The 23728-nt window shown below is 62.3% G+C and carries 26 protein-coding genes, 1 tRNA gene, 1 pseudogene and 1 riboswitch; of the genes and pseudogenes, 13 read left to right on the forward strand and 15 right to left on the reverse strand.

Annotated features, from left to right (window positions below; genetic code table 11):
• Positions 1 to 29: 29 nt before the first annotated feature.
• Positions 30 to 563, reverse strand: coding sequence for a GcrA family cell cycle regulator (locus tag MUU54_RS23180; RefSeq protein WP_247246316.1), 534 nt, complete (start codon positions 561 to 563; stop codon positions 30 to 32).
• A gap of 378 nt (positions 564 to 941) precedes the next feature.
• Here MUU54_RS23180 and MUU54_RS23185 point away from each other — a divergent pair, with 378 nt between their 5' ends.
• The 3 genes from MUU54_RS23185 to MUU54_RS23195 all read left to right on the forward strand — a co-directional run bounded on the left by MUU54_RS23185 (position 942) and on the right by MUU54_RS23195 (position 4250).
• Entirely contained in the window at positions 942 to 2138 is a 1197-nt protein-coding gene (locus tag MUU54_RS23185; protein WP_247246317.1) for an aspartate aminotransferase family protein, read from the forward strand.
• A gap of 34 nt (positions 2139 to 2172) precedes the next feature.
• A complete protein-coding gene (argF, locus tag MUU54_RS23190; protein WP_247246318.1) occupies positions 2173 to 3090 on the forward strand; it encodes an ornithine carbamoyltransferase in 918 nt (305 codons plus the stop codon).
• 170 nt (positions 3091 to 3260) lie between these two features.
• The gene (locus MUU54_RS23195; RefSeq protein WP_247246319.1) at positions 3261 to 4250 is read left to right on the forward strand and encodes an Hsp33 family molecular chaperone; all 990 of its coding nucleotides are present in this window, start codon (positions 3261 to 3263) and stop codon (positions 4248 to 4250) included.
• A 27-nt stretch (positions 4251 to 4277) separates the two neighbouring features.
• Here MUU54_RS23195 and apaG read toward each other — a convergent pair whose 3' ends face one another.
• Positions 4278 to 4670, reverse strand: a complete 393-nt coding sequence (apaG, locus tag MUU54_RS23200; RefSeq protein WP_247246320.1) for a Co2+/Mg2+ efflux facilitator ApaG/CorD — start codon at positions 4668 to 4670, stop codon at positions 4278 to 4280.
• Between the two features lie 158 nt (positions 4671 to 4828).
• Positions 4829 to 6013, reverse strand: a complete 1185-nt coding sequence (locus MUU54_RS23205; protein ID WP_247246321.1) for an O-succinylhomoserine sulfhydrylase — start codon at positions 6011 to 6013, stop codon at positions 4829 to 4831.
• 47 nt (positions 6014 to 6060) lie between these two features.
• A riboswitch (SAM riboswitch) is annotated at positions 6061 to 6139 on the reverse strand.
• A gap of 74 nt (positions 6140 to 6213) precedes the next feature.
• Here MUU54_RS23205 and MUU54_RS23210 point away from each other — a divergent pair.
• On the forward strand, positions 6214 to 7308 hold the full coding sequence (locus MUU54_RS23210) for a 2'-deoxycytidine 5'-triphosphate deaminase (protein ID WP_247246322.1): 1095 nt from the start codon (positions 6214 to 6216) through the stop codon (positions 7306 to 7308).
• 70 nt (positions 7309 to 7378) lie between these two features.
• Positions 7379 to 7452 (forward strand) — tRNA-Gly (locus MUU54_RS23215).
• A 44-nt stretch (positions 7453 to 7496) separates the two neighbouring features.
• Here MUU54_RS23215 and MUU54_RS23220 read toward each other — a convergent pair.
• Together MUU54_RS23220 and MUU54_RS23225 are read right to left on the reverse strand one after the other, a co-directional pair.
• Positions 7497 to 8683 (reverse strand): annotated as a pseudogene (locus MUU54_RS23220) (IS481 family transposase).
• 167 nt (positions 8684 to 8850) lie between these two features.
• Entirely contained in the window at positions 8851 to 9390 is a 540-nt protein-coding gene (locus MUU54_RS23225) for a hypothetical protein (protein WP_247246323.1), read from the reverse strand.
• Between the two features lie 73 nt (positions 9391 to 9463).
• Here MUU54_RS23225 and MUU54_RS23230 point away from each other — a divergent pair, with 73 nt between their 5' ends.
• Positions 9464 to 10339 (forward strand): transporter substrate-binding domain-containing protein, encoded by an 876-nt coding sequence (locus MUU54_RS23230; protein WP_247246324.1) that lies wholly within the window; start codon positions 9464 to 9466, stop codon positions 10337 to 10339.
• Positions 10340 to 10355: 16 nt separating this feature from the next.
• Here the strand turns inward: MUU54_RS23230 and MUU54_RS23235 are convergent, their stop codons facing one another.
• The 3 genes from MUU54_RS23235 to MUU54_RS23245 all read right to left on the reverse strand — a co-directional run bounded on the left by MUU54_RS23235 (position 10356) and on the right by MUU54_RS23245 (position 12366).
• Entirely contained in the window at positions 10356 to 11015 is a 660-nt protein-coding gene (locus MUU54_RS23235; RefSeq protein WP_247246325.1) for a S24 family peptidase, read from the reverse strand.
• A gap of 190 nt (positions 11016 to 11205) precedes the next feature.
• A complete protein-coding gene (locus tag MUU54_RS23240) occupies positions 11206 to 11853 on the reverse strand; it encodes a response regulator (RefSeq protein ID WP_247246326.1) in 648 nt (215 codons plus the stop codon).
• Between the two features lie 108 nt (positions 11854 to 11961).
• A complete protein-coding gene (locus MUU54_RS23245) occupies positions 11962 to 12366 on the reverse strand; it encodes a hypothetical protein (RefSeq protein ID WP_312038862.1) in 405 nt (134 codons plus the stop codon).
• 96 nt (positions 12367 to 12462) lie between these two features.
• Between MUU54_RS23245 and MUU54_RS23250 the strand changes: the two genes are divergently transcribed.
• Both MUU54_RS23250 and MUU54_RS23255 read left to right on the forward strand, forming a co-directional pair.
• On the forward strand, positions 12463 to 12813 hold the full coding sequence (locus MUU54_RS23250) for a DUF952 domain-containing protein (RefSeq protein ID WP_247246327.1): 351 nt from the start codon (positions 12463 to 12465) through the stop codon (positions 12811 to 12813).
• A complete protein-coding gene (locus tag MUU54_RS23255; protein WP_247246328.1) occupies positions 12810 to 13901 on the forward strand; it encodes a quinone-dependent dihydroorotate dehydrogenase in 1092 nt (363 codons plus the stop codon). Before MUU54_RS23250 ends, MUU54_RS23255 begins: the two co-directional genes overlap by 4 nt.
• Here the strand turns inward: MUU54_RS23255 and MUU54_RS23260 are convergent.
• From MUU54_RS23260 to MUU54_RS23270, 3 genes are read right to left on the reverse strand one after another with little or no spacing between them, the layout of a single operon-like run.
• Complete coding sequence (locus tag MUU54_RS23260; protein ID WP_247246329.1) at positions 13877 to 15229, reverse strand: MATE family efflux transporter; 1353 nt, start codon at positions 15227 to 15229, stop codon at positions 13877 to 13879. The genes MUU54_RS23255 and MUU54_RS23260 overlap by 25 nt on opposite strands.
• Complete coding sequence (locus MUU54_RS23265) at positions 15229 to 15717, reverse strand: CAP domain-containing protein (protein ID WP_247246330.1); 489 nt, start codon at positions 15715 to 15717, stop codon at positions 15229 to 15231. Before MUU54_RS23265 ends, MUU54_RS23260 begins: the two co-directional genes overlap by 1 nt.
• Positions 15718 to 15720: 3 nt before the next feature.
• Positions 15721 to 15987 carry a DUF6460 domain-containing protein gene (locus MUU54_RS23270; protein ID WP_247246331.1) on the reverse strand — a complete coding sequence of 89 codons (267 nt, stop codon included), beginning with the start codon at positions 15985 to 15987 and terminating at the stop codon, positions 15721 to 15723.
• A 147-nt stretch (positions 15988 to 16134) separates the two neighbouring features.
• On the opposite strand from MUU54_RS23270, the gene MUU54_RS23275 reads away from it, so the two are divergent.
• The 3 genes from MUU54_RS23275 to MUU54_RS23285 all read left to right on the forward strand — a co-directional run bounded on the left by MUU54_RS23275 (position 16135) and on the right by MUU54_RS23285 (position 18462).
• Complete coding sequence (locus tag MUU54_RS23275; protein ID WP_247246332.1) at positions 16135 to 17067, forward strand: class I SAM-dependent methyltransferase; 933 nt, start codon at positions 16135 to 16137, stop codon at positions 17065 to 17067.
• A gap of 106 nt (positions 17068 to 17173) precedes the next feature.
• Positions 17174 to 17824: a YitT family protein gene (locus MUU54_RS23280; RefSeq protein WP_247246333.1), complete on the forward strand. Its 651-nt coding sequence runs from the start codon at positions 17174 to 17176 to the stop codon at positions 17822 to 17824.
• Positions 17824 to 18462, forward strand: coding sequence for a YitT family protein (locus MUU54_RS23285; protein ID WP_247246334.1), 639 nt, complete (start codon positions 17824 to 17826; stop codon positions 18460 to 18462). The genes MUU54_RS23280 and MUU54_RS23285 overlap by 1 nt, the downstream gene beginning before the upstream one ends.
• Positions 18463 to 18465: 3 nt before the next feature.
• On the opposite strand, the gene rpoN is transcribed toward MUU54_RS23285, so the two are convergent.
• The 4 genes from rpoN to lptC form a co-directional block, all read right to left on the reverse strand.
• Entirely contained in the window at positions 18466 to 20013 is a 1548-nt protein-coding gene (gene rpoN / locus MUU54_RS23290) for an RNA polymerase factor sigma-54 (protein ID WP_247246335.1), read from the reverse strand.
• 121 nt (positions 20014 to 20134) lie between these two features.
• Positions 20135 to 20917: an LPS export ABC transporter ATP-binding protein gene (gene lptB / locus MUU54_RS23295; protein ID WP_247246341.1), complete on the reverse strand. Its 783-nt coding sequence runs from the start codon at positions 20915 to 20917 to the stop codon at positions 20135 to 20137.
• A gap of 31 nt (positions 20918 to 20948) precedes the next feature.
• Positions 20949 to 21506: an LptA/OstA family protein gene (locus MUU54_RS23300; protein WP_247246336.1), complete on the reverse strand. Its 558-nt coding sequence runs from the start codon at positions 21504 to 21506 to the stop codon at positions 20949 to 20951.
• A gap of 12 nt (positions 21507 to 21518) precedes the next feature.
• The gene (gene lptC, locus MUU54_RS23305) at positions 21519 to 22187 is read right to left on the reverse strand and encodes an LPS export ABC transporter periplasmic protein LptC (RefSeq protein WP_247246337.1); all 669 of its coding nucleotides are present in this window, start codon (positions 22185 to 22187) and stop codon (positions 21519 to 21521) included.
• Between the two features lie 192 nt (positions 22188 to 22379).
• Between lptC and sppA the strand changes: the two genes are divergently transcribed.
• Positions 22380 to 23333, forward strand: a complete 954-nt coding sequence (gene sppA / locus MUU54_RS23310) for a signal peptide peptidase SppA (protein WP_247246338.1) — start codon at positions 22380 to 22382, stop codon at positions 23331 to 23333.
• A gap of 26 nt (positions 23334 to 23359) precedes the next feature.
• The gene (locus tag MUU54_RS23315) at positions 23360 to 23659 is read left to right on the forward strand and encodes an integration host factor subunit beta (protein WP_240000316.1); all 300 of its coding nucleotides are present in this window, start codon (positions 23360 to 23362) and stop codon (positions 23657 to 23659) included.
• Positions 23660 to 23728: the final 69 nt, after the last annotated feature.

Genomic DNA, 23728 nt, shown 5'->3' on the forward strand with positions numbered 1-23728 from the left:
CTTTTTTCGTCTGAGGATATTGTCCGGCTTCAGGCGCGGGCTGCCGCGGCCTTCCGGCGCTCTGCCACCGGCTGGTATGCGAGTTTGGCATGATAGCTGCAATAGGGGGAGGCGTCGGCGGCGTCCACGCCGCAGAAGTGGAAGTCGTCCTTGAGCGGGTCGCCAACCGGCCACTTGCAGGTGCGTTCGGTCAGATCGGTCAGCGAGAGCTTGCGGGAGATCGGCACGACCACGTTGGTTGCGGGGACATATTGCATCTCCTGCACGGTATCGAGATCAATCTCTTCCTTGAGTGCCGTTGCGCCGATCGTTCGCGGCACGGTACGGGTGGCGACACGGGCAGGATAGTTCGCCGGACGGGCAGGTGCTGCGACACGCTTAGTTCCGCGAGCAGCGGCCGGAGTGCCGCCCGCCTTGGCGCGGCCCGGAAGGTTCAGACGGTGCACCTTGCCGATCACGGCGTTGCGGCTAACGCCGCCCAGCTGTGCTGCGATCTGGCTGGCACTCAGGCCCTCGGCCCAAAGTCTCTTCAGTTTCTCGACGCGCTCATCTGTCCAGTTCATGCCCGCTCTCCGCCTTTTGAACGTAATTCGGCATGCAGAATCCCTCACCGCCTGCCACGAACATCATTTCGTGCCAGCCACTATATCTAGGCTTTGGGTGACTAGTTCCGCCGCATGCAGTCTAGTTGTTGATTACTAAACTACTGGTCGGCAGACTCCGTGGCAAGAGTCGCCGGAATCGTCTCGAATCGATTTCTCGGTTTTCCCCAACTTGCTTTTCGGGCGAGTCATTTTTGTCACAGCCGCAGCGGCGGCCAGAAGTGCCGCATTTGTTGACATGCCGGGGGGAAACGGGAATAGTGCCCGCGCCGCCCACAGGGCGGCATTTTGATTTGGTCGCCGGCCTGAAGAGCCGCTTCGCCGAAGGAGTCCGTCATCATGGCTGAACCCGCGTTGTTCGAGACCTACAACCGCGCTCCGCTCCGTTTCGAGCGCGGGGAGGGCGTCTGGCTGACGACGGAAAGCGGCGAACGCTATATGGACTTCGCGGCCGGGATTGCCGTGAACTCGCTGGGCCACGCCCATCCGCATCTGGTTGCGGCGCTGAAGGATCAGGCAGACAAGCTCTGGCATCTGTCCAATCTCTATGACGTACCCGGCCAGGAGAAGCTCGCGCGGCGCCTGACGGAAGCCACGTTCGCCGACAGAGTCTTCTTCACCAATTCTGGCGCTGAGGCGCTGGAGGCGTCCATCAAGACAGCGCGGCGCTACCAGTATGCCAAGGGCCATCCCGAACGCTTCCATATCATCACCTTCGAGGGCGCCTTCCACGGTCGCACGCTTGCGGCGATTGCCGCAGGCGGCCAGCCCAAGTACCTGGAAGGTTTTGGTCCCAAGGTGCAGGGCTTCGACCAGGTGCCGTTTGGCGATCTGGATGCGGTCAAAGCAGCGATAACAGAAGCCACGGCGGCAATCCTGATCGAGCCGATCCAGGGGGAAGGCGGCCTTCGCCTCGCATCGAAGGAATTCCTGCACGCGCTGCGCCAGCTCTGCGACGAGCACGGCCTTCTGCTGATCCTGGATGAAGTCCAGTGCGGCGTCGGCCGTACCTGCAAGTTCTTCGCCCACGAATGGGCAGGCATCACGCCGGACATCATGGCTGTTGCCAAGGGGATCGGCGGCGGCTTCCCGCTCGGCGCCTGCCTGGCAACGGAAGAGGCCGCAAGCGGCATGAAGCCCGGCACGCATGGAACCACCTACGGCGGCAATCCGCTGGCGATGTCGGTCGGCAACGCGGTACTGGACGTAGTGCTTGCTGACGGCTTCCTGGAGCATGTCCAGGACGTGGCGCTGGTCTTCCGGCAGGGCTTGGAGGGTCTGAAGGACCGTTTCCCGGACGTGATCGAAGAAATCCGCGGCGATGGCCTGATGCTCGGCATTAAGGCAAAGGTGGCGAACACGGAGCTGCTGATGGCGATGCGTGAGGAGCACCTGCTCGGCGTGCCGGCCGGCGACAACGTCATCCGGTTGTTGCCGCCGCTGACCGTCACGGCCGAGGAAGCCCGTGAAGGGCTTGCCCGCATCGAGCGTGCGGCCGGAAGCCTCAGCAAGTCGACCTTAAGAAAAACGGCGTAAGGAGTGGAGGGCGCTTTAGCCCTCGTCGTAAGTCATGGCGTCACCGAAGCATTTTCTCGATATCTCAGCCGTCTCTGCCGCAGATCTGCGCGCAATCCTGGAGGACGCGAAGACCCGCAAGCAGGCGACTAAAGCTGGCACTGCCGAAAAGCCGCTTGCCGGCAAGATGCTCGCGATGATCTTCGAGAAGCCGTCGACCCGCACCCGCGTCTCCTTCGATGTGGGTATGCGTCAGCTCGGCGGCGAGACCCTGTTCCTTTCCGGCACGGAAATGCAGCTGGGACGCGCGGAAACGATCGGTGACACCGCCCGCGTGCTGTCGCGCTACGTGGACGCCATCATGATCCGCACCACGGACCATGCCCGCATGCTGGAGATGGCAGAGCATGCCACCGTACCAGTCATCAACGCCCTGACGGATGACACCCACCCCTGCCAGATCATGGCCGACATCATGACCTTTGAGGAGCATCGCGGGCCGGTCGAGGGCAAGACGATCGCCTGGACCGGCGACGGCAACAATGTCCTGCATTCGCTCGTGGAGGGATCGGCTCGCTTCGGCTACCGGATGAACATGGCCGTTCCCATGGGTTCGGAGCCGGATGACAAGTTCCTTAACTGGGCGCGCAATAATGGCGGGCAGATCATGCTTTGCCATGACGCTGAGCGCGCCGTATCGGGCGTCGATTGTGTCGTCACTGACACCTGGGTGTCGATGAACCAGGAGCACAAGGCGCGCGGCCACAACATCTTCCAGCCTTACCAGGTCAATGCTCAGCTGATGAAGCAGGCGGACAAGCACGCGCTCTTCATGCACTGCCTGCCCGCCCACCGCGGCGAAGAGGTGACCGACGAGGTGATCGACGGACCGCAGTCGGTGGTGTTCGACGAGGCCGAAAATCGCCTGCATGCGCAGAAGTCGATCCTCGCCTGGTGCTTCGGCGCGCTCTGAAGCGCAAGGCTTGATTTCGGCAAAAGCCGATCCCATCTGTCGCCTTTCGTTAGCGCTGCCGCAGCCGGCGGCGCCTCACACACATCGCCGACGTCTTTTTGCGCCGCAGCGGTTCCGCACGGGCCCGCGCATGTATAGAAGCTGGACTGGTCGGCGCGAAGGAGCAAGCCATGGCGGAAGCTACCGTTGAACTCAATGATCTCGACTTTGCAGGCGACGATCGTGTTGTCCCGTTCCAGGTCGAAGGGCTGGATGTGCGCGGTCGTGCGGTTCAGCTCGGGCCGCTCCTGAACTCCATCCTCGGTCGCCATGATTATCCGGCGCCGGTCGCTCGGCTGCTGGCGGAAGCAATCGTGCTGACGGCCCTGCTCGGGACCTCCTTGAAGTTCGAAGGCAAATTCACCGTCCAGACCAAGGGCGACGGGCCGGTCGACCTGCTGGTGGCCGACTTCTCGACCCCCAACAGCCTGCGCGCCTATGCCCGCTATGACGAGGACGCTCTTGCGGAAGCGGTGCGTGAGGGTCGGACGTCACCCCCCGAACTCTTGGGAAGCGGCGTTCTAGCCTTCACCATCGACCATGGCCGCAACATGCAGCCCTACCAGGGCATCGTACCGCTGGACGGGTCATCGCTGGAAGAGATCGCTGGCGTCTATTTCCGCCAGTCGGAGCAGATCCCGACCAAGGTGCGCCTCGGCGTGGCCGAACTGCTCGATCGCGACGCTGAGGGCAAGCGGCGCCACAACTGGCGTGCCGGCGGTCTCGTCGCGCAGTTCCTGCCCGATGCGCCGGAGCGGATGCGCCAGCCGGACCTACATGGCGGCGACGGCGACGAGCGCGATCACGACCGGAGCGAAGACGATGCCTGGGCGGAAGCGCGGATCATGGTCGAGACGATCGACACCGACGAACTGACCGATCCGCAGGTGCCGATCGAGCGGCTGCTGTTCCGCCTCTTCCATGAGCGGGGCGTACGCGTCTACCAGCCGCAATCGGTCGCCGACCGTTGCAGCTGCTCGCGCGATAGGATCAAGAGCGTGCTAGGCGGGTTCAGCGCCGAAGAAATCGAGGCAAGCGTGGAAGACGGCGTGATCTCGGTGACCTGCGAGTTTTGCTCGACGACCTACAAGTACGACGCGAACGAGTTCGCTACGGCTTGATCAGAACGGGGAGCGGCTTCCGCTCCTTCAGTTCAGCACGCGCAGCAGACCCGGTGAATCGAGCGAGAAGGCGGGGATCTTGACGTCGAAGACCTCGCCCTCGTCGGTTTCCATCCGGTAGCGTCCGAACATGACGCCGGAGGGCGTGTCGAGAGGACATCCCGAAGAGTACTCATAGGTATCGCCCGGTTGAAGCCGTGGCTGCTCGCCGACCACTCCAGGTCCTTCTACCTCGTCGACGAGGCCGCTCTGATCCGTGATGTGCCAGTAGCGATAGGTCAGCCGTACGGCCAGCGGCGAGTGGTTCTCAATAACGATGTGGTAGCCCCAGACATAGCGGTTGTCTTCCGGAGAAGACTGTTCCTCCAGATAATAGGGTTCCACGATGACTTCTATGTCTCTGGTGCGGGCCCGATACATGACGCGGCACTTCTCTGTGATCTGGCTTGGGTATCGTACAGGTTTTGACGCGCGTCAAGGAAACCGACGCCGCAGCCGGGCGTCGATCGGTCGGTTACCGGGCGGTTTCGCTGATTAGGGATAACCGGAAACGTTAATAACGTCTGCGGCCGCATCCCTTATGCCGGCACCTGCTGTAGCGCCCGCGCAAAGTCTTCGAGCAGATCCTGCGTGTCCTCTATCCCCGCCGAAAGCCGCAGGGTTCCGGCCGAGATGCCGAGTTCGGCGCGTGCCTCGTCCGACAGGTTCTTGTGCGTCGTGGTGGCCGGATGCGTGATCAGGCTCTTGGCGTCGCCGAGGTTGTTGGAGATCTTTACCACCTCGAGCGCGTTCTGCAACGCAAAGGCTGCCTGCTTACCACCCTTCAGTTCGAGGCAGACGAGGGTCGAGCCGCCGCTCATCTGGCGGGCGATGATGTCGGCCTGCGGGTGGTCGGCGCGGCCAGGATAGATCACCCGCGCCACCTGCTTCTGCTCGGCCAGGAAATCGGCAATCTTTGAAGCGTTCTCCGTCTGCTGCTTGACGCGCAGCGGCAGCGTCTCGATCCCCTTCAGCAGCGTCCACGCGTTGAACGGGGACATAGCCGGGCCCGTATGGCGAAAATAATCCTGCAGGTGCTCCTTGATCCACTCGCTGTCGGACAGCACGACGCCGCCCAGGCACCGCCCCTGTCCGTCGATGTGCTTGGTGGCCGAATAGACGACGATATGGGCGCCGAGCTCCAGCGGCTTCTGGAAGAGCGGCGTCGCAAAGACGTTGTCGACCACGACCTTTGCGCCGATCTGGTTGGCGAGCTTCGCCACGCCGGCGATGTCCACGACCTCCAGCGTCGGATTTGTCGGGCTTTCGAGGAAGAAGACCTTGGTGTTCTTCTGGATCGCCTTTTCCCAGTTCTCCAGGAAGCGCCCGTCGACCAGCGTGCATTCGATGCCGTATTTCGGCGCCAGCGTTTCCACCACCCACCGGCAGGAGCCGAACAAGGCGCGGGCGGCAACGATATGATCGCCCGCCTTCAGCTGGCAAAGGATCGCCGCAGCGACGGCTGCCATGCCCGACGCCGTGGCGCGCGCATCTTCGGCGCCTTCCAGCATGCACATGCGTTTCTCGAACATGTCGTTGGTCGGGCTGCCGTAGCGCGCATAGATGAAGCCGTCGCTCTCGCCCTTGAAGCGGGCTTCCGCCGCCTCGGCCGTCTCGTAGACGAACCCCTGGGTCAGGTAGATCGCCTCTGAGGTCTCGCCGTATTGCGACCGCAGGGTGCCGCCGTGGACGAGCTGTGTTGCGGGGCGCCAATTCTTCGACATGCGCATGCACCTTTCAGACACAAAAAAACCGGCCGTGCGAAAAGCAGACCGGTCTCACCCCGGTCTCTTTAGCCACTTGTTTAACGTGGCTGCAAGCCGACCGGCCAAATCACCACGGGATAAAGCTGCCATACCTCCGCTCTTCGCTTGCGTCAATGCCCGCCATTTGGTTTTGTCCCGCCAAGCGAGGGCGAAGGACGATGACAAGGACCACGGGCATCCTGGCGGATCGGGCGATCTCCGCCCTGTTTGAAAACGGCCGGCTGACGTCGGAGCGGGCGCTGGACACTGACCAGATCCAGCCTGCGAGCCTCGATCTGCGGCTCGGCGCCAAGGCCTTCCGGGTGAGGGCAAGCTTCATGCCAGGCCCGAACAGCCGGGTGTCCGATAAGCTCGACCGGCTGAAGCTGCACGTGGTCGATCTTTCCGAGGGCGCGGTCCTGGAAACGGGATGCGTCTACATCGTCCCGCTAATGGAGGCGCTCGACCTCCCGGCTGAGATGTCTGCCTCCGCCAACCCGAAGAGCTCCACCGGCCGCCTCGACATCTTCACCCGCGTGATCACGGACTACGCCCAAGAATTTGACAAGATCCCTGCCGGCTATTGCGGTCCGCTCTACCTGGAGATCAGCCCGCGCACCTTCCCGATCGTGGTGCGGCGCGGATCGCGGCTGTCGCAGATCCGCTTCCGCGTCGGCAATGCGCTCTTGAAGGAGCCTGAACTCCTGCAGCTGCATGGCGACGAAACGCTGGTGGCGGCGCGCGAGCCCAACATCAGCGGCGGCGGCATCGCGCTCTCCATCGATCTGACGGGCGATAAGGACGGCTTGATCGGCTATCGCGGCAAGCATCACACGGCCGTTGTCGATGTCGACAAGAAGGCCCAGCACGACGTCTTCGACTTCTGGGAACCGCTCTACAGCCGCGGCCGCAACGAGCTAATCCTCGATCCGGACGAGTTCTACATCCTCGTCTCGCGCGAAGCAGTGCACGTGCCGCCGCTTTATGCCGCCGAGATGACGCCCTTCGACCCGCTGGTCGGCGAGTTCCGCGTCCACTATGCCGGCTTCTTCGATCCTGGTTTCGGTCATGCCGACGCAGGTGGCAGGGGGAGCCGTGCCGTTCTGGAGGTTCGCAGCCACGAGGTGCCCTTCATCCTGGAGGACGGGCAGATCGTCGGCCGCCTCGTCTACGAGCACATGCTCGAGCGGCCGCAGGCACTCTACGGAGTGGGCCTCGGCTCCAACTATCAGGCCCAGGGCCTGAAGCTCTCCAAGCACTTCCGAATCACGTGACGACGACTGGCGCTGCGGGCAGCATGGTGCTTGACAGAAGCCGCGAACTAGGAGAACTCTCAACGCCGTTGCGGGTGTAGCTCAATGGTAGAGCAGCAGCTTCCCAAGCTGACGACGAGGGTTCGATTCCCTTCACCCGCTCCAGCCTGCAAGATGTCCGACCCGGACACATAGGTAACGGTTTATACCTAAGACATGGGTGACAACCTCGTGCCGAACGGGTTGTCGATGGTTTGCAAAGTTCTCTGTTCGAGATCGATTATATCCCAGATCATAGTGCATGAAGCTGACGAGCCAAATGCCGTCGTCGACCTCTTTTCTCCCAAGCTTCTGTCCGGCCAGCACAGTTGAGATGTTGATCTTCTTGCGGCACATGCAGACGCGTCCGCAATGGGTGACGAGCACGTCGCGGTCGTGGAAAGGATAGTCGATCTCTGGCAGTCCCTCGTAGGGTCGTGAGGATGCGACGTAGAGATCTGCGGGCACTTTCATGTCCAACGCCTCGTGCGGCCGTTCCTGATTGAATTCGCTGACAAATGCATCAAAGCGGGCCTGCTGCTGCAGCGTGTTCGTGGCTGGCGGCCGGGTCGCCTCCTTCTTCAGCGTCAGATGCATGCGTTCATGGCGTCCGTTCTGTTGCGGATGGCCAGGACGGATGCGTTCAAGGCTGATCCCCAATCGCAGCCACCACACCGACAGCTTAGACAGATTATAGAGGCCATTGGGACTGGCGAAAGGCAGGCCATTGTCTGAACGAATGGCGGCAGGCAAACCGAATTCAGAAAAGATCCTTCGGAATGCGTCGAAGACACCTTGCTCGCGTGTCGACTCAAAGGCTTCGCAGCCAAGAAGATATCGTGAGACCTGATCTGTGACCGTCAGAGGGTAACAGTAGCGGCCATTGCTGATCTTGAACTCGCCCTTGAAGTCTACGCACCACAGGTCATTGGGTTCGAGCGCTTGCGACAGCTGCGTGCCCTCGGCCTTGTTCGCCCGGTTCCTCTTGCGGGCCTGGCTCACAAGGCCGTGGCGATCGAGCACAGCATGCACCGTGCTCTTCGCTGGGATGCGAACATCGCCGGCAAGACGCTTGATGAGCAGCTCCCGGATTTTCCTGGCACCCCAGTGTGGCTTCTCTCGTTTAAGGCGAACAATCATGGCCTCAACCGGGTCCGGCAACTGATTGGCATAGCGCACCGGCCGCCGAGATCGATCGGTCAGCGCTTCCAGACCGTCGTCCTTGTAGCGGTTGAAGATCTTGTAGCCAGTCTTGCGGGAGATGCCAAACGCTCGGCACACCTCGCTCATGCCTTCGCCCTCAAGCAAGCGGGCGACAAAGGCGTTCCTCCATAACCGAAATCTCTTTCCACGGCATCAACACCTCCCGCAAAACGGAAAGTGTTACCCATGTATCCGGTACGTTTCGTCACCTATCTCTCAGGTCGGGCAAGAGAAGCCGCTGTTGAATCTCTGCCGTCGCCGCTCTTAGAAAACCGCCAGATTGCGGAGCAGCGAGATGATCCCAATGATGATGACGATCACCTAACAGCAAGCCACTCGTTTGCCGCACCCGACCCCCGGCACCGCAACGCCATACAGCGCGGCGAATAGCGGTCGGGGTGGCGATTCACCAGGTCGCGCCTCAGCAACGGCCGGCTGATCAGCGCGGCAGCAGGTTGCGCCAGCCCGGCCAGCTTCCGGCATGATCGCAACCTGGGGCGCCGCTTGGCGATGATGGACGCGCACCGTCAGGGGGCGGCAGGGTTGCGTATCGAGATTGGCACTGTCGATCAACGCGTTGTCGGCAACCCGTTCCAGGAACGGCAGTCGCAGCAAGCGGGCCATCGCACCATAACAGGCACTTTCGTCTATCCCGGAATGGTGGAGAAGTTCGGTCTCGACGGTGGTGCCGTTGTCGCGCGCCTTGGCAGCCAGGAGCCGGATCAGCGGCCTAGAAAAGCCGAGCGACTGAAGAACCTTTGCCTCGTCGCCCGGGTCAGGCGCGACGAAAGCTTCGGCGACACCATCCCTCTCGCTGGAGGACGTGTCGAGGGCATAGCCCCCGTCCGAGAGGCTCACCACATGCGGATATTCCCCCAGACGTATGTCTCTGATACACCGTAGACCTTAGCCCGTCCCAATTTGGATCATATGGATGCATCCTCCGCTTTCATCCCTGAAAAACCGGGGGAGTCTATTATTTGTTGCCGTCGCGTGCATTCTCGCGCTGGTCTTCGTTCAGGGGCGCGCCCGAGCAGATCAGCATGAATTCCCCGTGCTCTTCGATGCCCGCGAGCGACTGCCGCGTCCGGACCTGTCCAACCTTGTACGGCTGCGGATACTCACCACTGTCGATTTCCCACCCTTCAACTTCGCCGACCAAACAGGGCGCCTTACCGGTTTCAATGTGGATCTCGCGCGCGAGATCTGCGCCGAGCTCGAGATCCAGGCGAAGTGTCAGATCCAGGCGCTGCCCTTCGAGGAACTGGAGAGCGCTTTGGCGAACGGCTCTGGCGAGGCGGTGATGACCGGTATCGCGGTCAACGCTGAACGACGGCAGAAGTTTAGATTCTCACGGCCCTACCTGACGATCCCGGCCCGATTCGCGCGCCTGAAATCGAAGCAGATCGTGGGCGACGGGGCGGACGGGCTCGCCGGGCGCCCGGTCGGCGTCGTCAATGAGACAGCCCATTACGCGATGCTGAGGGCCTTCTTCCCAAGGATCGTCCCGGTGACCTTCGCCAATCGGGATGAGATGCTGGATGCGCTGAAGGCGGGCAAGGTTGATGCTGTTTTTTCCGATGGTCTGAGGCTGCCCTTTTGGATTGCGAGCGAGACCTCGCAGGATTGCTGCGCCCTCTTCGACGGCCCCTATCTCTCGGAAGAATTTCTGGGCGAAGGGCTCGCCGTCATGCTGCAGGGTGATGACACCACGCTGGCCGCGGCCTTTGATCATGCGCTTGCAGCGCTCTCCCGCAACGGCCGCTTGCAGGACATTTACCTGCGTTACTTCCCCTACGGCCTTTACTGAGCTGGAGCTTACATTCCTACTGGCTGGCCCAGATGATGTGGGCTACCCACTCCACATCCGCTAGCTCCAGGTTGCGCTGCGGGTGCTCGGGGTTTAGCGAATGCAGTTCGATCGCGCGCGCCGTCTGGCGCATCAGGATCTTTGTCATCACCTCGCCATCTCGCGTCTTCACCACCACACGGTCGCCACGGCGGACCTGCGCACCCGGCTCTACGATCAGCACGTCGCCGTCGCGATAAAGCGGCATCATCGAGTCCCCCTGCACTTCCAGCGCATAGACCCCTGCCTTGCGGGCGGGAGAGGCAGGAAACTCCACTACATCCCAGCCCTGGCCGGCGGGAAATCCGCCTTCGTCGAAGAAGCCGCCCGCGCTCGCTTGTGCGAAGCGGAGCAGCGGGATGGTTCCGGTCTGTGAAGGAAACGACCCCTCGGGCAGGCCGGAGCGGGAGGAGGGAATGTAGCTCAGGAACTGTTCCACGCTGGCGCCCGTCGCCTCCAGCACCTTGGCGATGGATTCCGTGGAAGGCCAGCGCAACCGCCCGTCAGGGCCGTGTCGCTTGGATTTGTTGAACGCGGTCGGGTCGAGCCCGGCGCGGCGCGCCAGGCCGGATGGCGTCAGTTTGTGACGCTCCGCCAAGGCATCAAGGGCGTGCCAGATCGTCTCGTGTGACAACACTGCCGTTGCGTCTCCGGCTCAACGTCCGGAACCACGATCCCGGCCTTGCGCCACCTGATCCCGATCCGCCGGCACTCCCTTAAAGGCGCACGCCTGCGGCCTGGCCGCAGAGCCCGGCCAGTCGCGCCGAACTTAGCCAACAGCGCACCATTGGTAAAGAGAAAAGAGGAATAAAATCCTCAGTTGGATCCTAGGCTACCAGAGGCATGTTAATCTTGCTGAGCTTGATCACCGCCTGGGTTCGACTGTCGACGTTCAGCTTCAGCAGAATCGCGGACACATGCGCCTTGATCGTTGCCTCGGAGACCCCGAGTTCATAAGCGATCTGCTTGTTCAGCAATCCTTCGGCCAGCATGGTCAGCACACGGCTCTGCTGCGGTGTCAGTGTCCGTAGCCGCTCCAGAAGTTCGCTGACCCCCGGATCCTCTTCCACCACCGGCACCTGTCCCTCCGGCGCCCAGATATCGCCATCGAGCACCGCCTGAACGCCGTGGCGAATATCATCAAGCCCGGAAGACTTGGAGATGAAGCCGGAGGCGCCGAGTTCCAGCGATCGGCGTATGGTCGCGCTGTCGTCGCTGGCGGAGACGACGACGATTGGAAGCCCTGAAAACTCCGCCCTCAGCGACATCAAGCCCGAAAAGCCGCTGACACCGGGCATGGCGAGGTCAAGGAGCATCAGGTCGGCGTCCGGATGTTCGCGGGAAGCCGCTCGGGCCGCTTCAAAATCGCCAGCCTCGAGGATCGCCAGATTAGCGGAAAGCCCCTGCACAGCCTGCTTCAGTGCACCGCGGAAAAGGGGGTGGTCGTCTGCTATGATGATGGTGAGTGCCTGCATTCTAACGCTCCCTCCCAAGAGCATAGACGCATGTGGTCATGCATACTTCTACGCTTCCGTACCGCCCGAAACAATAGCCGCGTGGTTTTGGATCGGAGGGGATTGAGGTCAGGTGCGGTTCGGCGCCGGCTCCTGCTGCTCGCGCTCGTTGGTAAACTCCTGGATGATCTCCATGAACCGCCGCATGAAGCGCTCCATGATCGAGAGGCTCTGCTCGATCTCCGCTTCCCCCGGAAGATCACCCGTTTGCGCCTCAGCCAGCCGTTCCTCAAGGGCGCTCACCCGTTTCTCCAGGAGATCGAGCTCCTGTTCGTAGGCCGTTCGCTCGTCGGCTGCCATGCGGCAGGAAAGCGTGCCGTTGGCTTCCTGGCAAAGCGAGACGGCGCCGGTCTGCCGATCCAGGCGCACGAGGCCGTTTTCGGTCCTTTCGAGCTGGAAGCGCTGGGTCTCCGCCTCCTGGGCGAGCGCCAGACTCGGCAGAAGCGTCAGCGTAAGCAGAAGCGGTCTCATCATCCTGTCATCCTTCGTCTCTTTCGGTGGACAAGCGTCGGTCTTTACGGCAAACGCAGACGGCTCCACCTCGTACCGTGCCCGATCGAAAGCTGCCTCATGTCCAATATTGTCTACAAGATCGTTCCGACAAGTCTGTGGCAGGACGCTCGAAAGAAAGGCGTCTTTGGAGGTGCACCCATCGATCTGAACGATGGTTACATCCACTTCTCCACCGCAGCTCAGGCAAGGGAAACGGCTCGCCTGCACTTTGCCGGTGCAGATGATCTCACATTGGTAGCGGTCGACGGCGAGGTTCTTGGCCCGGCGGCGCTGAAGTTCGAACCTTCCCGCAATGGGGATCTCTTTCCGCATCTCTACGCCGCCCTCCCGCTCGACGCTGTCGTGTGGGAGCGGCTGCTGCCGCTGGGGTCTGACGGCCTCCACCTCTTTCCGGAGGACATGCAGTGATCGGCCGTTTCTCAGATCTCGTCCGCCAAAGCCTCTTCCTCTTCGACCCTGAGACCGCCCACGGCATGTCGATCGCCGCGCTGAAGAGCGGCTTCGTGCCGGCTTGCTCCCTCAAGCCGGATCCGCGGCTTGCGCAGACGGTTGCCGGCCTCTCCTTCGCCAATCCGCTCGGCATGGCTGCTGGTTATGACAAGAATGCCGAGGTGCCGGATGCGCTGCTGCGGCTCGGCTTCGGCTTCACTGAAGTGGGCACGCTGACGCCGCGCCCGCAGTCGGGCAACCCGAAGCCGCGCATCTTCCGGCTCACCGCCGACCGCGGCGTCATCAACCGGCTCGGCTTCAACAATGAAGGCCACGAAGCGGCGCATGCGCGGCTGTCAGCACGAAAGAACGCGGGCGGCATCGTCGGCGTCAACATTGGCGCCAACAAGGACAGCGACGACCGGATCGCGGACTACGTCGCGGGCATCCGCCGCTTTGCGGCGCTCGCAAGCTATTTCACCGTCAACATCTCCTCGCCCAATACGCCGGGCCTTCGCGATCTGCAGGCGCGCGAAAACCTGAAAGCCCTGCTCGATGCGGTGCTTGCGGCGCGGGCGCTAGAGGTGAGCCGGCTTGGGCGGCCGCTGCCGGTCTTCCTGAAGATTGCCCCGGATTTGCCGGAGGAGGGGTTGGATGACATTGCGGCCGAAGCCCTCGCGCATGATCTCAATGGCCTCATCGTCTCCAACACGACGCTCTCTCGCGCCGGCCTCACCGAAACGGCGCAGGCAGGGGAAGCTGGCGGCTTGTCCGGTGTACCGCTGTTCCGGCTGTCGACGGCAGTGCTCGCCAAGATGCGCAAGCGCGTCGGCCCAGCCCTGCCGATCATTGGCGTCGGAGGTGTCGCCACTGCAGAGGATGCGTTGGAGAAGATCCGTGCGGGCGCCGATCTCGTGCAGCTCTATTCCTGCATGATTTACGAGGGTCCGTCTCTCCCTGGCCGAATCGTCACAGGCCTGTCCCGCCTTCTCGACCGTGAAGGCGTCGCCTCCCTCCGCGACCTGCGCGACAGCCGCGCCGATCAGTGGGCCGACACGAAGCTCTGAGCGGACTTGCGCGGCACCAGCGCCAGGAGCAACAGCCCCCGCATCAGCAGGAAAAGGTTGAGCCCTATCCAAAGGCCATGGTTGCCAAGGGTGGGCACCAGCGCGGCAAGTGTCGCGCAATAAGCGGCAAAAGACAAAAGCATCATGTTGCGCATCTCGCGCGACCATGTAGCACCGATGAAGACGCCGTCCATCTGGAAAGCGAGCGCCCCGGTCAGGCCGGTAATCGCCGCCCAGGGCAGGTAGGTGGCCGCCGCCTCCCGCACCTCCGACGAGGTCGTCAGCAGCTCGATCACCGGAATACCGAGCGCGATGAAGAAGAGCCCGAGCAGGCCAGCCATGGCGAACGACCATCCCGCCGTCAGCTTCAGCGCCCGCTCGAAGGACGGCCGGTAGTTGGCGCCGACCGCTCGCCCGGAAAGCTGCTCTGCCGCGCCGGCCAGGCCGTCGAGGAAGAAGGCCGACAGCATGAAGACGTTCATCAGCACGGCGTTCGCCGCCAGCGTCACCGCCCCGAAGCTGGAGCCCACCCGCGTCATCAGCGCAAAGGCTGCGTTCAGCACCAGCGAGCGGATCAGAATGTCGGCGTTGAGCTGGAACAGCTGCTTTAGTTTGGCGGGATCGACCAATTCTGCCCAAGACGGGCGGCTCACAGCAGACAACTGCCGCATCACCACGACCGTTCCGACGATCGCCGCCAGCAACTCTGCGGCGGCCGTTCCCCAGGCAACGCCTGCAATACCCCAGCCAAGGCCGAGCCCGAGATAGATCGAGAGAAGGATGTTGGTGCCGTTGAGGAGGATCTGTAGGATCAGCCCCAGCATCGCCTGACCCCGCCCGAAGACGAAGCCGAGCACGGCATAGTTGACGAAGGTGGCGGGGCTGGACAGCACCCGGATGGCAAAGTAGCTGCGCACCACCTCCGCAACCGCCCGGTCCTGCGTCATCAGCTCGGGCGCGACCCTCAGCAAGAGCGGTCCCAGGAGCAGCATCAGCAGGCCGAGGCCGAGCGCACTGAGTGCGGCACGCAGGAAGACCGCCTGCTGTTCGCGCAGGTCGTCACGACCGAAGGCCTGGGCAGCAAGCCCGGTCGTCGAGGTGCGGAAGAAGCTGAGGCTGCCATAGATCAGGTCGAAGAGTATCGCCCCAATCGCCAGCCCCGCAAGCGCTTCCGCCTGGCCTAGGCGTCCGACAACAGCCGTATCCGTCAAGCCGAGAAGCGGCGTCGTCAAGAGCCCGAGCGTCATCGGCACTGCGATCGACAGAACCAGCCTATGGGTAACCTCGAAGGGCCGGCTGCCGGACACTGGCTCGGCGCGCCCGTCCATCAGGCGGAGAGCACCATGGCCCAGTATGTGCGGGAGGCGGAGGAACGGGCCATCGCAACACCCACGCCGTCATAGCTGCCAAGCATGTTGGTGAGGTGGCGCGGAGAGACCACCCAGGCCTCTACAGCCTCTTCTACGCTCGCCTGGCCGCTTGCGATGTTTTCCGCTGCCGGCAGTGGCACGTCGCGGCGCTTCATGCGCGACTTGAAGTCGTCGCCGCGGCCGATGAGATGCTTCATCTGCTCCGCCTTCGCCATCCGCACGGCCTGCTCCTGTGCGGCACTCCGCGCGGCGGACTTGGCCTTTAAGGGCGAAAGGCCGCGTTCGGCGCGCACCTTGTTGACCAGCGGCACCGCCGCCGCCGTCTCGTCCTCGGCTCCGTCGACGGCTGTGAGAACCCCGACGGTCGAGCAGGAAGCCAGGAGCAGACCGAGCCCGGACAGAAGCAGCACGTCCCGGCGGGACGGCATCAAAAATCGCTCGCTCATGCCTTAGCGCCTGTAGCTGATCAGCCGGAGGAGGATGAAGACCGGAATGACGATGGTCGCACCCAGAATCAAATAGTCGCCAACCCGCCCCAGCGCATTGAAGCCCTGGTACCACAGGTCGAGCACGAAGTTGCGGATGCTGTAGACGATGTCCCAGGGGTCAAGGCCGAAGACGGCCATGACGAACCCGACCACCAGCGACACCACGATCAGTTTGACGAGCGTGCGTCCCGGCGTGTCGCCGAGGAGCCGATTGACTCGTTCCGACATTCTGAAAGTTCTCCGTTGCGCGGGAAGACATAAGCGGCACGCGGCTGTCCCGCAAGACATCGCATGAGGATGGCGCAGGTCCACTCAAATAGAACTTGAGTTTTTTTGTGGCTTCAGCCAATAACCCGCACCCTATCGAGACAATCCATGCCGCCCAGCCAGTTTTCTTCCGGCGATGCCCTTGCCGACCGTCGCGTGGAATACGCGCGCATGCTCGCTGATGCGGGCGACCTTCTCGCCGCAACAGAACTCGTCGAACAGGCACTGGAGCTGGTTCCCTACTGGGCCGCTGGCTGGTTCAGCCTGGGCGACTACCGCGAGCAGAACGCAGTGGTCGAAGGTGCAGTCGATGCCTATAGGCAGGCCTTGCGCTTCGATCCGGAAGATGTCTTCGGCGCCAGGCTGAAGCTTGCCCTGCTGGGGGCGGCAGAAGTCCCGGATCAGCCGCCCAGCCGCTATGTCGAAAGCCTTTTCGACGATTATGCGGAACGCTTTGATAAGGCGCTGGTCGAAAAACTTGATTACAGCGTTCCGGGAAAATTGGCCGACATCGTTTCGGCCAAGGCGCCCTTCTGCCTTGCTGTCGATCTCGGCTGCGGCACCGGCCTCCTCGGCGCTGAAATCCGGGACGTGACGGAGCGGCTGGAAGGCTTCGATCTCTCTGCCAACATGCTCGCCAAGGCGGAGCAGAAGGAAATCTACGACCACCTCGCACAGGCCGATCTCAGCCTGTCGACGGAGGAGGCGGGGTTGCTGGGCGAGGGTCTTCCGGCACATCGCGCAGATCTGGTGACTGCCGCAGATGTGCTGATGTATCTCGGCTCGCTGGAAACCGTCATGCCGCTGGTGATCGATCTGCTCCTGCCCGGCGGCCACTTCGCCTTCTCGGTCGAGGAAGCAACCGGCGACGAGGGGTTCGAACTACGGGAGTCGCTGCGTTACGCCCACACGGAAGACTACATCCGCAGTCTGCTCACCCGTTTCGGCTTCGAGACGCTTGCTATGATGCGGACGGATATCCGTCTCGACCGCGGCGAACCGATCTTCGGCATGCTGTTTCTGTCGCGGAAGCTGCCTTGACTATGCCTATTCTTGCTTTTTCTTTGGCGCCTTCCCCCGCCCGTTGAAGGCACCAAATGAACGTTTTAAACGCAAATATACAAAAAGCCCACGATCGAGGCATCGCTTGACACAGCAGAAGCAGGCCCAGAAGCGCAGCCTGGGGTTCTACAGTGCCGATCCGGCGCAGCATACACTGCTTGAGGATACCCAGGGACTGGCCACCGGCGCCCTGGTCGCGGCACTCGGCTTCTACTTCCTCAACCAGGTCGGCCTGTTGACGGGCGGAACGGCGGGCGTCGCCTTCCTCCTGCACTACGCCTTCGGCATCTCGTTTGGTTTCCTCTTCTTCATCGTCAATCTGCCGTTCTACTACCTGTCGTTTCGCCGGCTGGGCCTGGCCTTCTCCTTCAAGACCTTCATTGCCATTGGTCTAGTCTCGGTGATCACGGAGATCGAGCAGAAGTTCCTGCTGATCCAGTACCTGCACCCCGCCTGGGGGGCACTGCTTGGCGGGCTGCTCTTGGGCTACGGTCTGCTGGCACTTTACAGGCACCGCGCCAGCCTCGGCGGCGTCGGCATTCTCGCGATCTATATCCAGGAGCACTTCGCCATCCAGGCGGGGCTCGTCCAGCTCGCCTTCGACATCTGCGTCATGATCTGCGCCTTCTTCGTCGTCTCTCTGGAGATCGTGATCTGGTCGGTGCTGGGTGCGGTGGTGCTCAACATCTTCCTCGCAATCAACCATCGCTCCGACCGATATATCGTGGTGCGCTGATGGAAGCGGACGGAAAGACACCTGTCGGCTTCTGGGCCTCCACGTCTGATCGCCATTCGGTCGTGGAAGATATTCAGGCCATCGCTGCGGGCAGCATGCTCGCGGCGCTCGGCGTCACCATGCTGGCGGCCGCCGATTTGCTGATCGGCGGCACAGCCGGCCTCGGCTTTCTCGTGCGCTATTCAACGGGATTGAGCTTCGGCCTCGTCTTTTTCGCGCTCAACCTGCCGTTCTACTGGCTGTCCTATCGCCGCATGGGCCTTGCGTTCACCGTCAAGACCTTCTCCGCAGTGGCACTGACCTCGGTGCTGACGGAGGTCCTTCCGACGTTGATCGGCTTTGAGCGTCTTCATCCGATCGCCGCGGCTCTGTTCGGTGGCCTGCTGATCGGCATGGGCATGCTGGCGCTTTTCCGTCACCGGGCATCGCTCGGCGGCTTCGGCATTCTGGCGCTCTACCTGCAGGACCGCTTCGGCTGGCGGGCCGGCTTAGTCCAGCTTGGCCTCGACCTTTCCGTCCTCGCGCTCTCTTTTGTCGTAGCCAGCCCGATGGTGATTTTCTTCTCGATCCTGGCGGCAGCAACGCTCAACCTGACGCTCGCCATCAATCACCGCACCGATCGCTACATCGTCCGCTGAGGCTCAGGCGGTGGTAAGCTTGGCCATCGCCCGCTTTTCACGTCGGCGCTGGACGGAGGAGGGGATCTTCATCGCTTCCCGGTACTTGGCGACCGTCCGCCGTGCCAGATCGACGCCCCCTTGCTTCAGGCTGACGACGATGTCGTCGTCGGAGAGCACGGCCTCCGCACTCTCCTGGGCAATCAGCGCGCGGATGCGGTGGCGCACGGCTTCTGCGGAATGGCTGTCACCGCCCTCGTCGGCCGAGCCGATCGAAACGGAGAAGAAGTACTTGAGCTCGAACAACCCGCGCGGCGTCAGCATGTACTTGTTCGACGTCACCCGGCTGACGGTCGATTCATGCATCTTGATGGCATCGGCGACCGTCTTCAGATTGAGTGGCCGCAGGTGATCGACGCCGTGGGTCAGGAAGGCGTCCTGCTGGCGCACGATTTCGGTGGCAACCTTCAGGATCGTCTTGGCCCTCTGGTCCAGGCTGCGGACCAGCCAGTTGGCGCTCTGCATGCATTCTGAAAGGAACGCCTGGTCGTCCTTCTGCTTGCCGCAGGAGGTCGAAACGGTGCGGAAATAGTCCTGGTCGACCAGCACGCGGGGCAGCGTCTCGGCGTTCAGCTCGATCACCCATCGGCCATCCGGCGCTCGTCGCACCAGCACGTCCGGGGAGATCGTCTCGCAGGTGCTGCGCTCGAAGCTGCCGCCGGGCTTCGGGTTGAGGTTGCGGATTTCCGAGAGCATGTCGAGAAGGTCCTCGTCGCCAACCCCGCAATACCGGCGAAGCGCTGCAAAATCACGGCGAGCGAGAAGCTCTAGGCGGTCGACCAGTGCCTCCATGGCAGGATCGAAGCGGTTGCGCTGACGGAGCTGTATGGCGAGGCATTCCTTCAGGGATCGTGCCATCACGCCCGGCGGGTCAAGCGTCTGCAGCCGCTGAAGGACGTCCTCCACCTGCTGCGGCTCTCGCCCCAGCCGCTCTGCAATGTCGGCCACTTCGCCGGAGAAATAGCCCGCCTCGTCGACACAATCCACCAGGTGCTGCGCCACGACCCGATCTGCTGCACCCGGCAGCAGGAAGGGCACCTGTTGCATGAGATGGTCGCGCAGCGTTACCTGGCCCGCAACGAAATCCTCCAGATCGTAATCATCCCCCGCTTCGGCGCCCGGCATGGATTTCCATTGCCCGAGAAGTTCAGGCGCATCCGCCTTGGCGGGCTCCCGGTCATCCTGAAACACGTTGTCGAAGCCTGCATCGATCTCGCCGAGTTCTGCGCGCCCGACCTCCGGCTGCGATTGGCTCCACGCGTCGTCACTCTCGGCGTGATCCCCAGGGTCCGAAGCCTGTGGAACCGAACGATCGTCAGAGGATGCCTTGTCTGCGTGTTCTCCGTTGTCACTGGAGACGAGCTCCAGCAGCGGGTTCTTCTCGATCTCTTGCTCGATGAACCGGCTCAGCTCAAGATGCGTCATCTGCAGCAACTGGATGGACTGCATCAGTTGCGGCGTCATGACCAGCGTCTGGCTCTGGCGTAGCAAAAGGCCGGCGGACAAGGACATGGGCGGACGCAAACTCCCTACGCGGTCGATTTCGCGCATGACGAAACTTCAACTTGGCCCAAAAATTGCTTTTTTGAAAGATTTGGTCAAGCGCCCGTAGGGGGGACGCTAACTTTATTGCTCAAAGAGTGAACTTGTCGCCCAAATAGAGGCGCCGCACGTCTGGATTGTTGACGATATCGTCCGCGCGGCCGTGAGTGAGCACTTCCCCTGCGTGGATGATATAGGCGCGGTCGATGAGGCCCAGCGTCTCGCGCACATTGTGGTCGGTGATCAGCACGCCGATGCCGCGTGCGGTCAGGTGCCGAACCAGGTTCTGAATGTCGGACACCGAGATCGGGTCCACGCCGGCAAAGGGCTCGTCGAGCAGCATGAAGGCCGGATCGGTCGCCAGCGCGCGGGCAATTTCCAGCCGCCGCCGCTCGCCGCCCGAGAGCGCAACAGCCGCGGATTTGCGCAGGTGTCCGATGTGGAATTCGGCAAGCAGTTCGTCGAGCTTGCGCTCCCGCCGGTCACGGTCGTTGTCGTGCACCTCCAGAACGGCCCGGATGTTCTGCTCTACGCTCAGCCCGCGGAATATCGAGGCTTCCTGCGGCAGGTAGCCGACGCCGAGGCGCGCGCGCCGATACATTGGCATGGTGGTGACTTCATTGCCGTTGATGGCAATCATGCCTTCGTCAACCGGCACAAGTCCGGTGATCATGTAGAAGCAGGTGGTCTTGCCAGCACCGTTGGGACCGAGCAGTCCGACAGCCTCTCCGCGACGAACGACCAGAGACACGCCATTGACGACGCGGCGCGTGTCATAGGTCTTCGACAGGCCATGCGCAACGAGCGTGCCCTCGTAGCGGGCCCGGTCTTTGGCGGTGAAAGGCACTCGGGTGCCGGGCTTCTTGGCCAGCATGTTCGACAGGGAAAACTTCACGAGTAAGCCGTTACTGCTGCTGCTGGCGCGACTTCGGGTCGAGCAGGATTTCCACCCGGCCGCCGCAGGAATCGAGCTTGGCTTCGCCGGTGTTCATCAGCACGGTTAGCTTGCAGCCCTTGAAAACGTTCGGCCCTTCGGAAAGGACGACCTGCTCGCCGGTCAGAACAAAGGTTTGGCTCGCCATGTCGAACTGGCCCTTGTCGGCCGTCGCCTGCTGCTCGCCAGAGCTGAGGAACACCTTGTCGTCCATGAAGATCTTGTCGATGTCGGTGTTGCCGGACGTCATCGACCCGCCTTCGCCGGTATAGAGCACCGTCATCTTGCCGGCGCGCATGGTGGTGCCGCCCTGAACGACCTTCACATTGCCGGTGAAATAGGCCTTCTTTTCCTGCTCCTTGATCTCCAACTGGTCGCTTTCGATCTGGATGGGCTCGTCGTTCGACAACTTCATCCCGTCCATCTGCCGCGTCGTGTTCTGCGCGGTAGCAGGGGCTGCCGCGCCGATACAAAGGGCAGCGACGGTGATCAGGGCGGCAGAAATCGATTTCGTTCGGGTAAAGGTCATGGTGGCCCGGCTCTAGTTGCCTTTGTTGCGAAGTGCGGCGGGGTCGATGTTTACCCGAACCTGCCCTGAAAATGTGATGGTATGCCCGTTATCCGCTATATTGAGGGACTGCGCAACTATGGAAGCCTCCCCCGTGGTTATTGCGACCGCGTCCTTCGTGGCCAGCGTGCCGCCCTTCACATCGAGGTCGGCCGACTGGAACTTTGCGGTCGTTCCATTGCTCAGGTTGACGTCGAACGGTGCCGTCAATTGCATCCGGTCCGTGCCACGATCGAAAATGCCAGACTGTGCGATAACGCGCGCGATCGTGTTCTCGTCCACCGGGACTGCGGCCTTCACATCCTCGAGCGTGATCATGTTCGGGTTGGCGATATCCTGCAGCGCCCGCACCGCCGTCATCGAATAGCTGATGCCGTCGGCGTTACGGCCGGCGATCGCAGGGCGCTCCATGACGATCTTGCCGTCTTCGATGCGCGCGCTCTCCACCCGGAGGTTTTCCGGCAGGTAGGCGCGGATCACCGAGACGCCGATGAAGACCAGCGAGATCACGACGGCTGCGATCGGCAGCCAGATCCGCAGCTTGCGCACGCGTGCGGAATGCCGCAGCGCCGCGCCGTAGGCGTCGCCGTCCGCAGGGCCGGCAAAGGCCGGCACGGGAGATTTTAGCATTCTCTGCAGCATCGGCCGGATGTGCTTCCTCTTTCTCCGCACTATGTTATCGCCCACTCGTAGGGCGAGCGGAGTGGCTTCCGTATTTCGGCGCAATATGGTTTTTTATGCATCAACAAACAATAACGGCCAACATAAAAACGTGATAGCCGACGCGCAGGAGGGGCAACCGCTCCGGCCGCCATCGGACAAAAGGGAAATCTCATGGACCAATTGGCAATCCTCGACCGCCGGCGGTTGCGGCGCAAGCTCACCTTCTGGCGCGTTCTGGCGCTCCTCGTAATCGTCGGCCTCGGCTTTGCCCTCTACCGCTTGGGCGGCGGCGAGGGCGGCGTGGTGCTGCCGCATGTGGCGCAGGTCAAGATCACAGGCATGATCCAGGACGATACCGAGCTCCTCGAGCGGCTGGAGGAGATTGCCGAAAACGATAGCGCCAAGGCGCTGGTTGTCTCCATCTCCTCGCCGGGCGGCACCACCTATGGCGGCGAGCGCATCTTCGAGGCGATCCGCGCGGTCGCCGAGAAGAAGCCGGTCGTTTCCGACATCCGCACGCTTGCCGCCTCCGCCGGCTACATGATCGCCGCTGCCGGTGACACGATCGTCGCCGGCGACAATTCCATCACCGGCTCGATCGGCGTCATCTTCCAGTATCCGCAGATCGCCGAGATGATGGACAAGCTCGGTATCTCGCTGGAGGAGATCAAATCCGCGCCGCTCAAGGCGGAGCCGTCTCCCTTCCACCCGCCGAGCGAGGCGGCCCAGCAGATGATCCGCTCCATGATCATGGATAGCTACGACTGGTTCGTCGATCTGGTTGCCGAACGCCGCCAACTGTCGCGCGAGGAAGCACTGCGGCTTGCCGACGGCTCGATCTTCACCGGTCGCCAGGCTCTGAGGGCGCGCCTCATCGATACGCTGGGCGGTGAGCCCGAAATTCGCGCCTACCTGGAGAGCCGGGGGATCAGCCAAGATCTGCCGATAGTGGAGTGGAAGGACAGCGAAGACTCCTCCTCGCTCTGGTTCGCCCGTGCCATGGCCAACTTCGTCCGGCTCACGGGGCTGAGCGAAGTCTTCGGACCGGGAGCGCTGCGCCCCTGGGGCGGCGATAAGTTGTTCCTTGACGGTCTGGTTTCGGTTTGGCAGGTTGGAAAAGAGTGAAAACCTAAATTTTTCAGGGGGCAAACGTGATCAAGTCCGAACTGGTGCAGATCGTCGCAACACGTAATCCGCACCTCTACCATCGCGATGTCGAGAACATCGTCAATGCGGTTCTCGACGAGATCACCGATGCGCTGGCTTCCGGAAACCGCGTCGAACTGCGCGGTTTCGGCGCCTTTTCCGTCAAGAACCGTCCGTCTCGCTCGGGCCGCAACCCGCGCACGGGCGAGTCCGTCTTCGTCGAAGAAAAGTGGGTTCCCTTCTTCAAGACGGGAAAGGAATTGCGTGAACGCCTCAACCCCGGCATGGGCGACGAGGCGGATTGACGTGCGTTTACACCATCCCGGCAGATGCTCTTGAAAGGCGCCGCAAGGCGCCTATTCTGCCTCAGGAGG

This window comes from Pseudorhizobium tarimense, from assembly GCF_022968135.1.
GTDB lineage: Bacteria > Pseudomonadota > Alphaproteobacteria > Rhizobiales > Rhizobiaceae > Neorhizobium > Neorhizobium tarimense.

What these genes read in the sequence shown, in the direction of transcription:
- MUU54_RS23230 (WP_247246324.1), top strand. Translation starts at nt 9,464, where the DNA reads ATGCATCCTCCGCTTTCATCCCTGAAAAACCGGGGGAGTCTATTATTT.
- rpoN (WP_247246335.1), bottom strand. Translation starts at nt 20,013, where the DNA reads ATGTCCTTGTCCGCCGGCCTTTTGCTACGCCAGAGCCAGACGCTGGTC.
- lptB (WP_247246341.1), bottom strand. Translation starts at nt 20,917, where the DNA reads ATGCTGGCCAAGAAGCCCGGCACCCGAGTGCCTTTCACCGCCAAAGAC.
- MUU54_RS23180 (WP_247246316.1), bottom strand. Translation starts at nt 563, where the DNA reads ATGAACTGGACAGATGAGCGCGTCGAGAAACTGAAGAGACTTTGGGCC.
- argF (WP_247246318.1), top strand. Translation starts at nt 2,173, where the DNA reads ATGGCGTCACCGAAGCATTTTCTCGATATCTCAGCCGTCTCTGCCGCA.
- MUU54_RS23195 (WP_247246319.1), top strand. Translation starts at nt 3,261, where the DNA reads ATGGCGGAAGCTACCGTTGAACTCAATGATCTCGACTTTGCAGGCGAC.
- MUU54_RS23275 (WP_247246332.1), top strand. Translation starts at nt 16,135, where the DNA reads ATGCCGCCCAGCCAGTTTTCTTCCGGCGATGCCCTTGCCGACCGTCGC.
- MUU54_RS23250 (WP_247246327.1), top strand. Translation starts at nt 12,463, where the DNA reads ATGTCCAATATTGTCTACAAGATCGTTCCGACAAGTCTGTGGCAGGAC.
- MUU54_RS23285 (WP_247246334.1), top strand. Translation starts at nt 17,824, where the DNA reads ATGGAAGCGGACGGAAAGACACCTGTCGGCTTCTGGGCCTCCACGTCT.
- MUU54_RS23300 (WP_247246336.1), bottom strand. Translation starts at nt 21,506, where the DNA reads ATGACCTTTACCCGAACGAAATCGATTTCTGCCGCCCTGATCACCGTC.
- sppA (WP_247246338.1), top strand. Translation starts at nt 22,380, where the DNA reads ATGGACCAATTGGCAATCCTCGACCGCCGGCGGTTGCGGCGCAAGCTC.
- MUU54_RS23210 (WP_247246322.1), top strand. Translation starts at nt 6,214, where the DNA reads ATGACAAGGACCACGGGCATCCTGGCGGATCGGGCGATCTCCGCCCTG.
- lptC (WP_247246337.1), bottom strand. Translation starts at nt 22,187, where the DNA reads ATGCTGCAGAGAATGCTAAAATCTCCCGTGCCGGCCTTTGCCGGCCCT.
- MUU54_RS23270 (WP_247246331.1), bottom strand. Translation starts at nt 15,987, where the DNA reads ATGTCGGAACGAGTCAATCGGCTCCTCGGCGACACGCCGGGACGCACG.
- apaG (WP_247246320.1), bottom strand. Translation starts at nt 4,670, where the DNA reads ATGTATCGGGCCCGCACCAGAGACATAGAAGTCATCGTGGAACCCTAT.
- MUU54_RS23185 (WP_247246317.1), top strand. Translation starts at nt 942, where the DNA reads ATGGCTGAACCCGCGTTGTTCGAGACCTACAACCGCGCTCCGCTCCGT.
- MUU54_RS23245 (WP_312038862.1), bottom strand. Translation starts at nt 12,366, where the DNA reads ATGATGAGACCGCTTCTGCTTACGCTGACGCTTCTGCCGAGTCTGGCG.
- MUU54_RS23240 (WP_247246326.1), bottom strand. Translation starts at nt 11,853, where the DNA reads ATGCAGGCACTCACCATCATCATAGCAGACGACCACCCCCTTTTCCGC.
- MUU54_RS23205 (WP_247246321.1), bottom strand. Translation starts at nt 6,013, where the DNA reads ATGTCGAAGAATTGGCGCCCCGCAACACAGCTCGTCCACGGCGGCACC.
- MUU54_RS23260 (WP_247246329.1), bottom strand. Translation starts at nt 15,229, where the DNA reads ATGGACGGGCGCGCCGAGCCAGTGTCCGGCAGCCGGCCCTTCGAGGTT.
- MUU54_RS23265 (WP_247246330.1), bottom strand. Translation starts at nt 15,717, where the DNA reads ATGAGCGAGCGATTTTTGATGCCGTCCCGCCGGGACGTGCTGCTTCTG.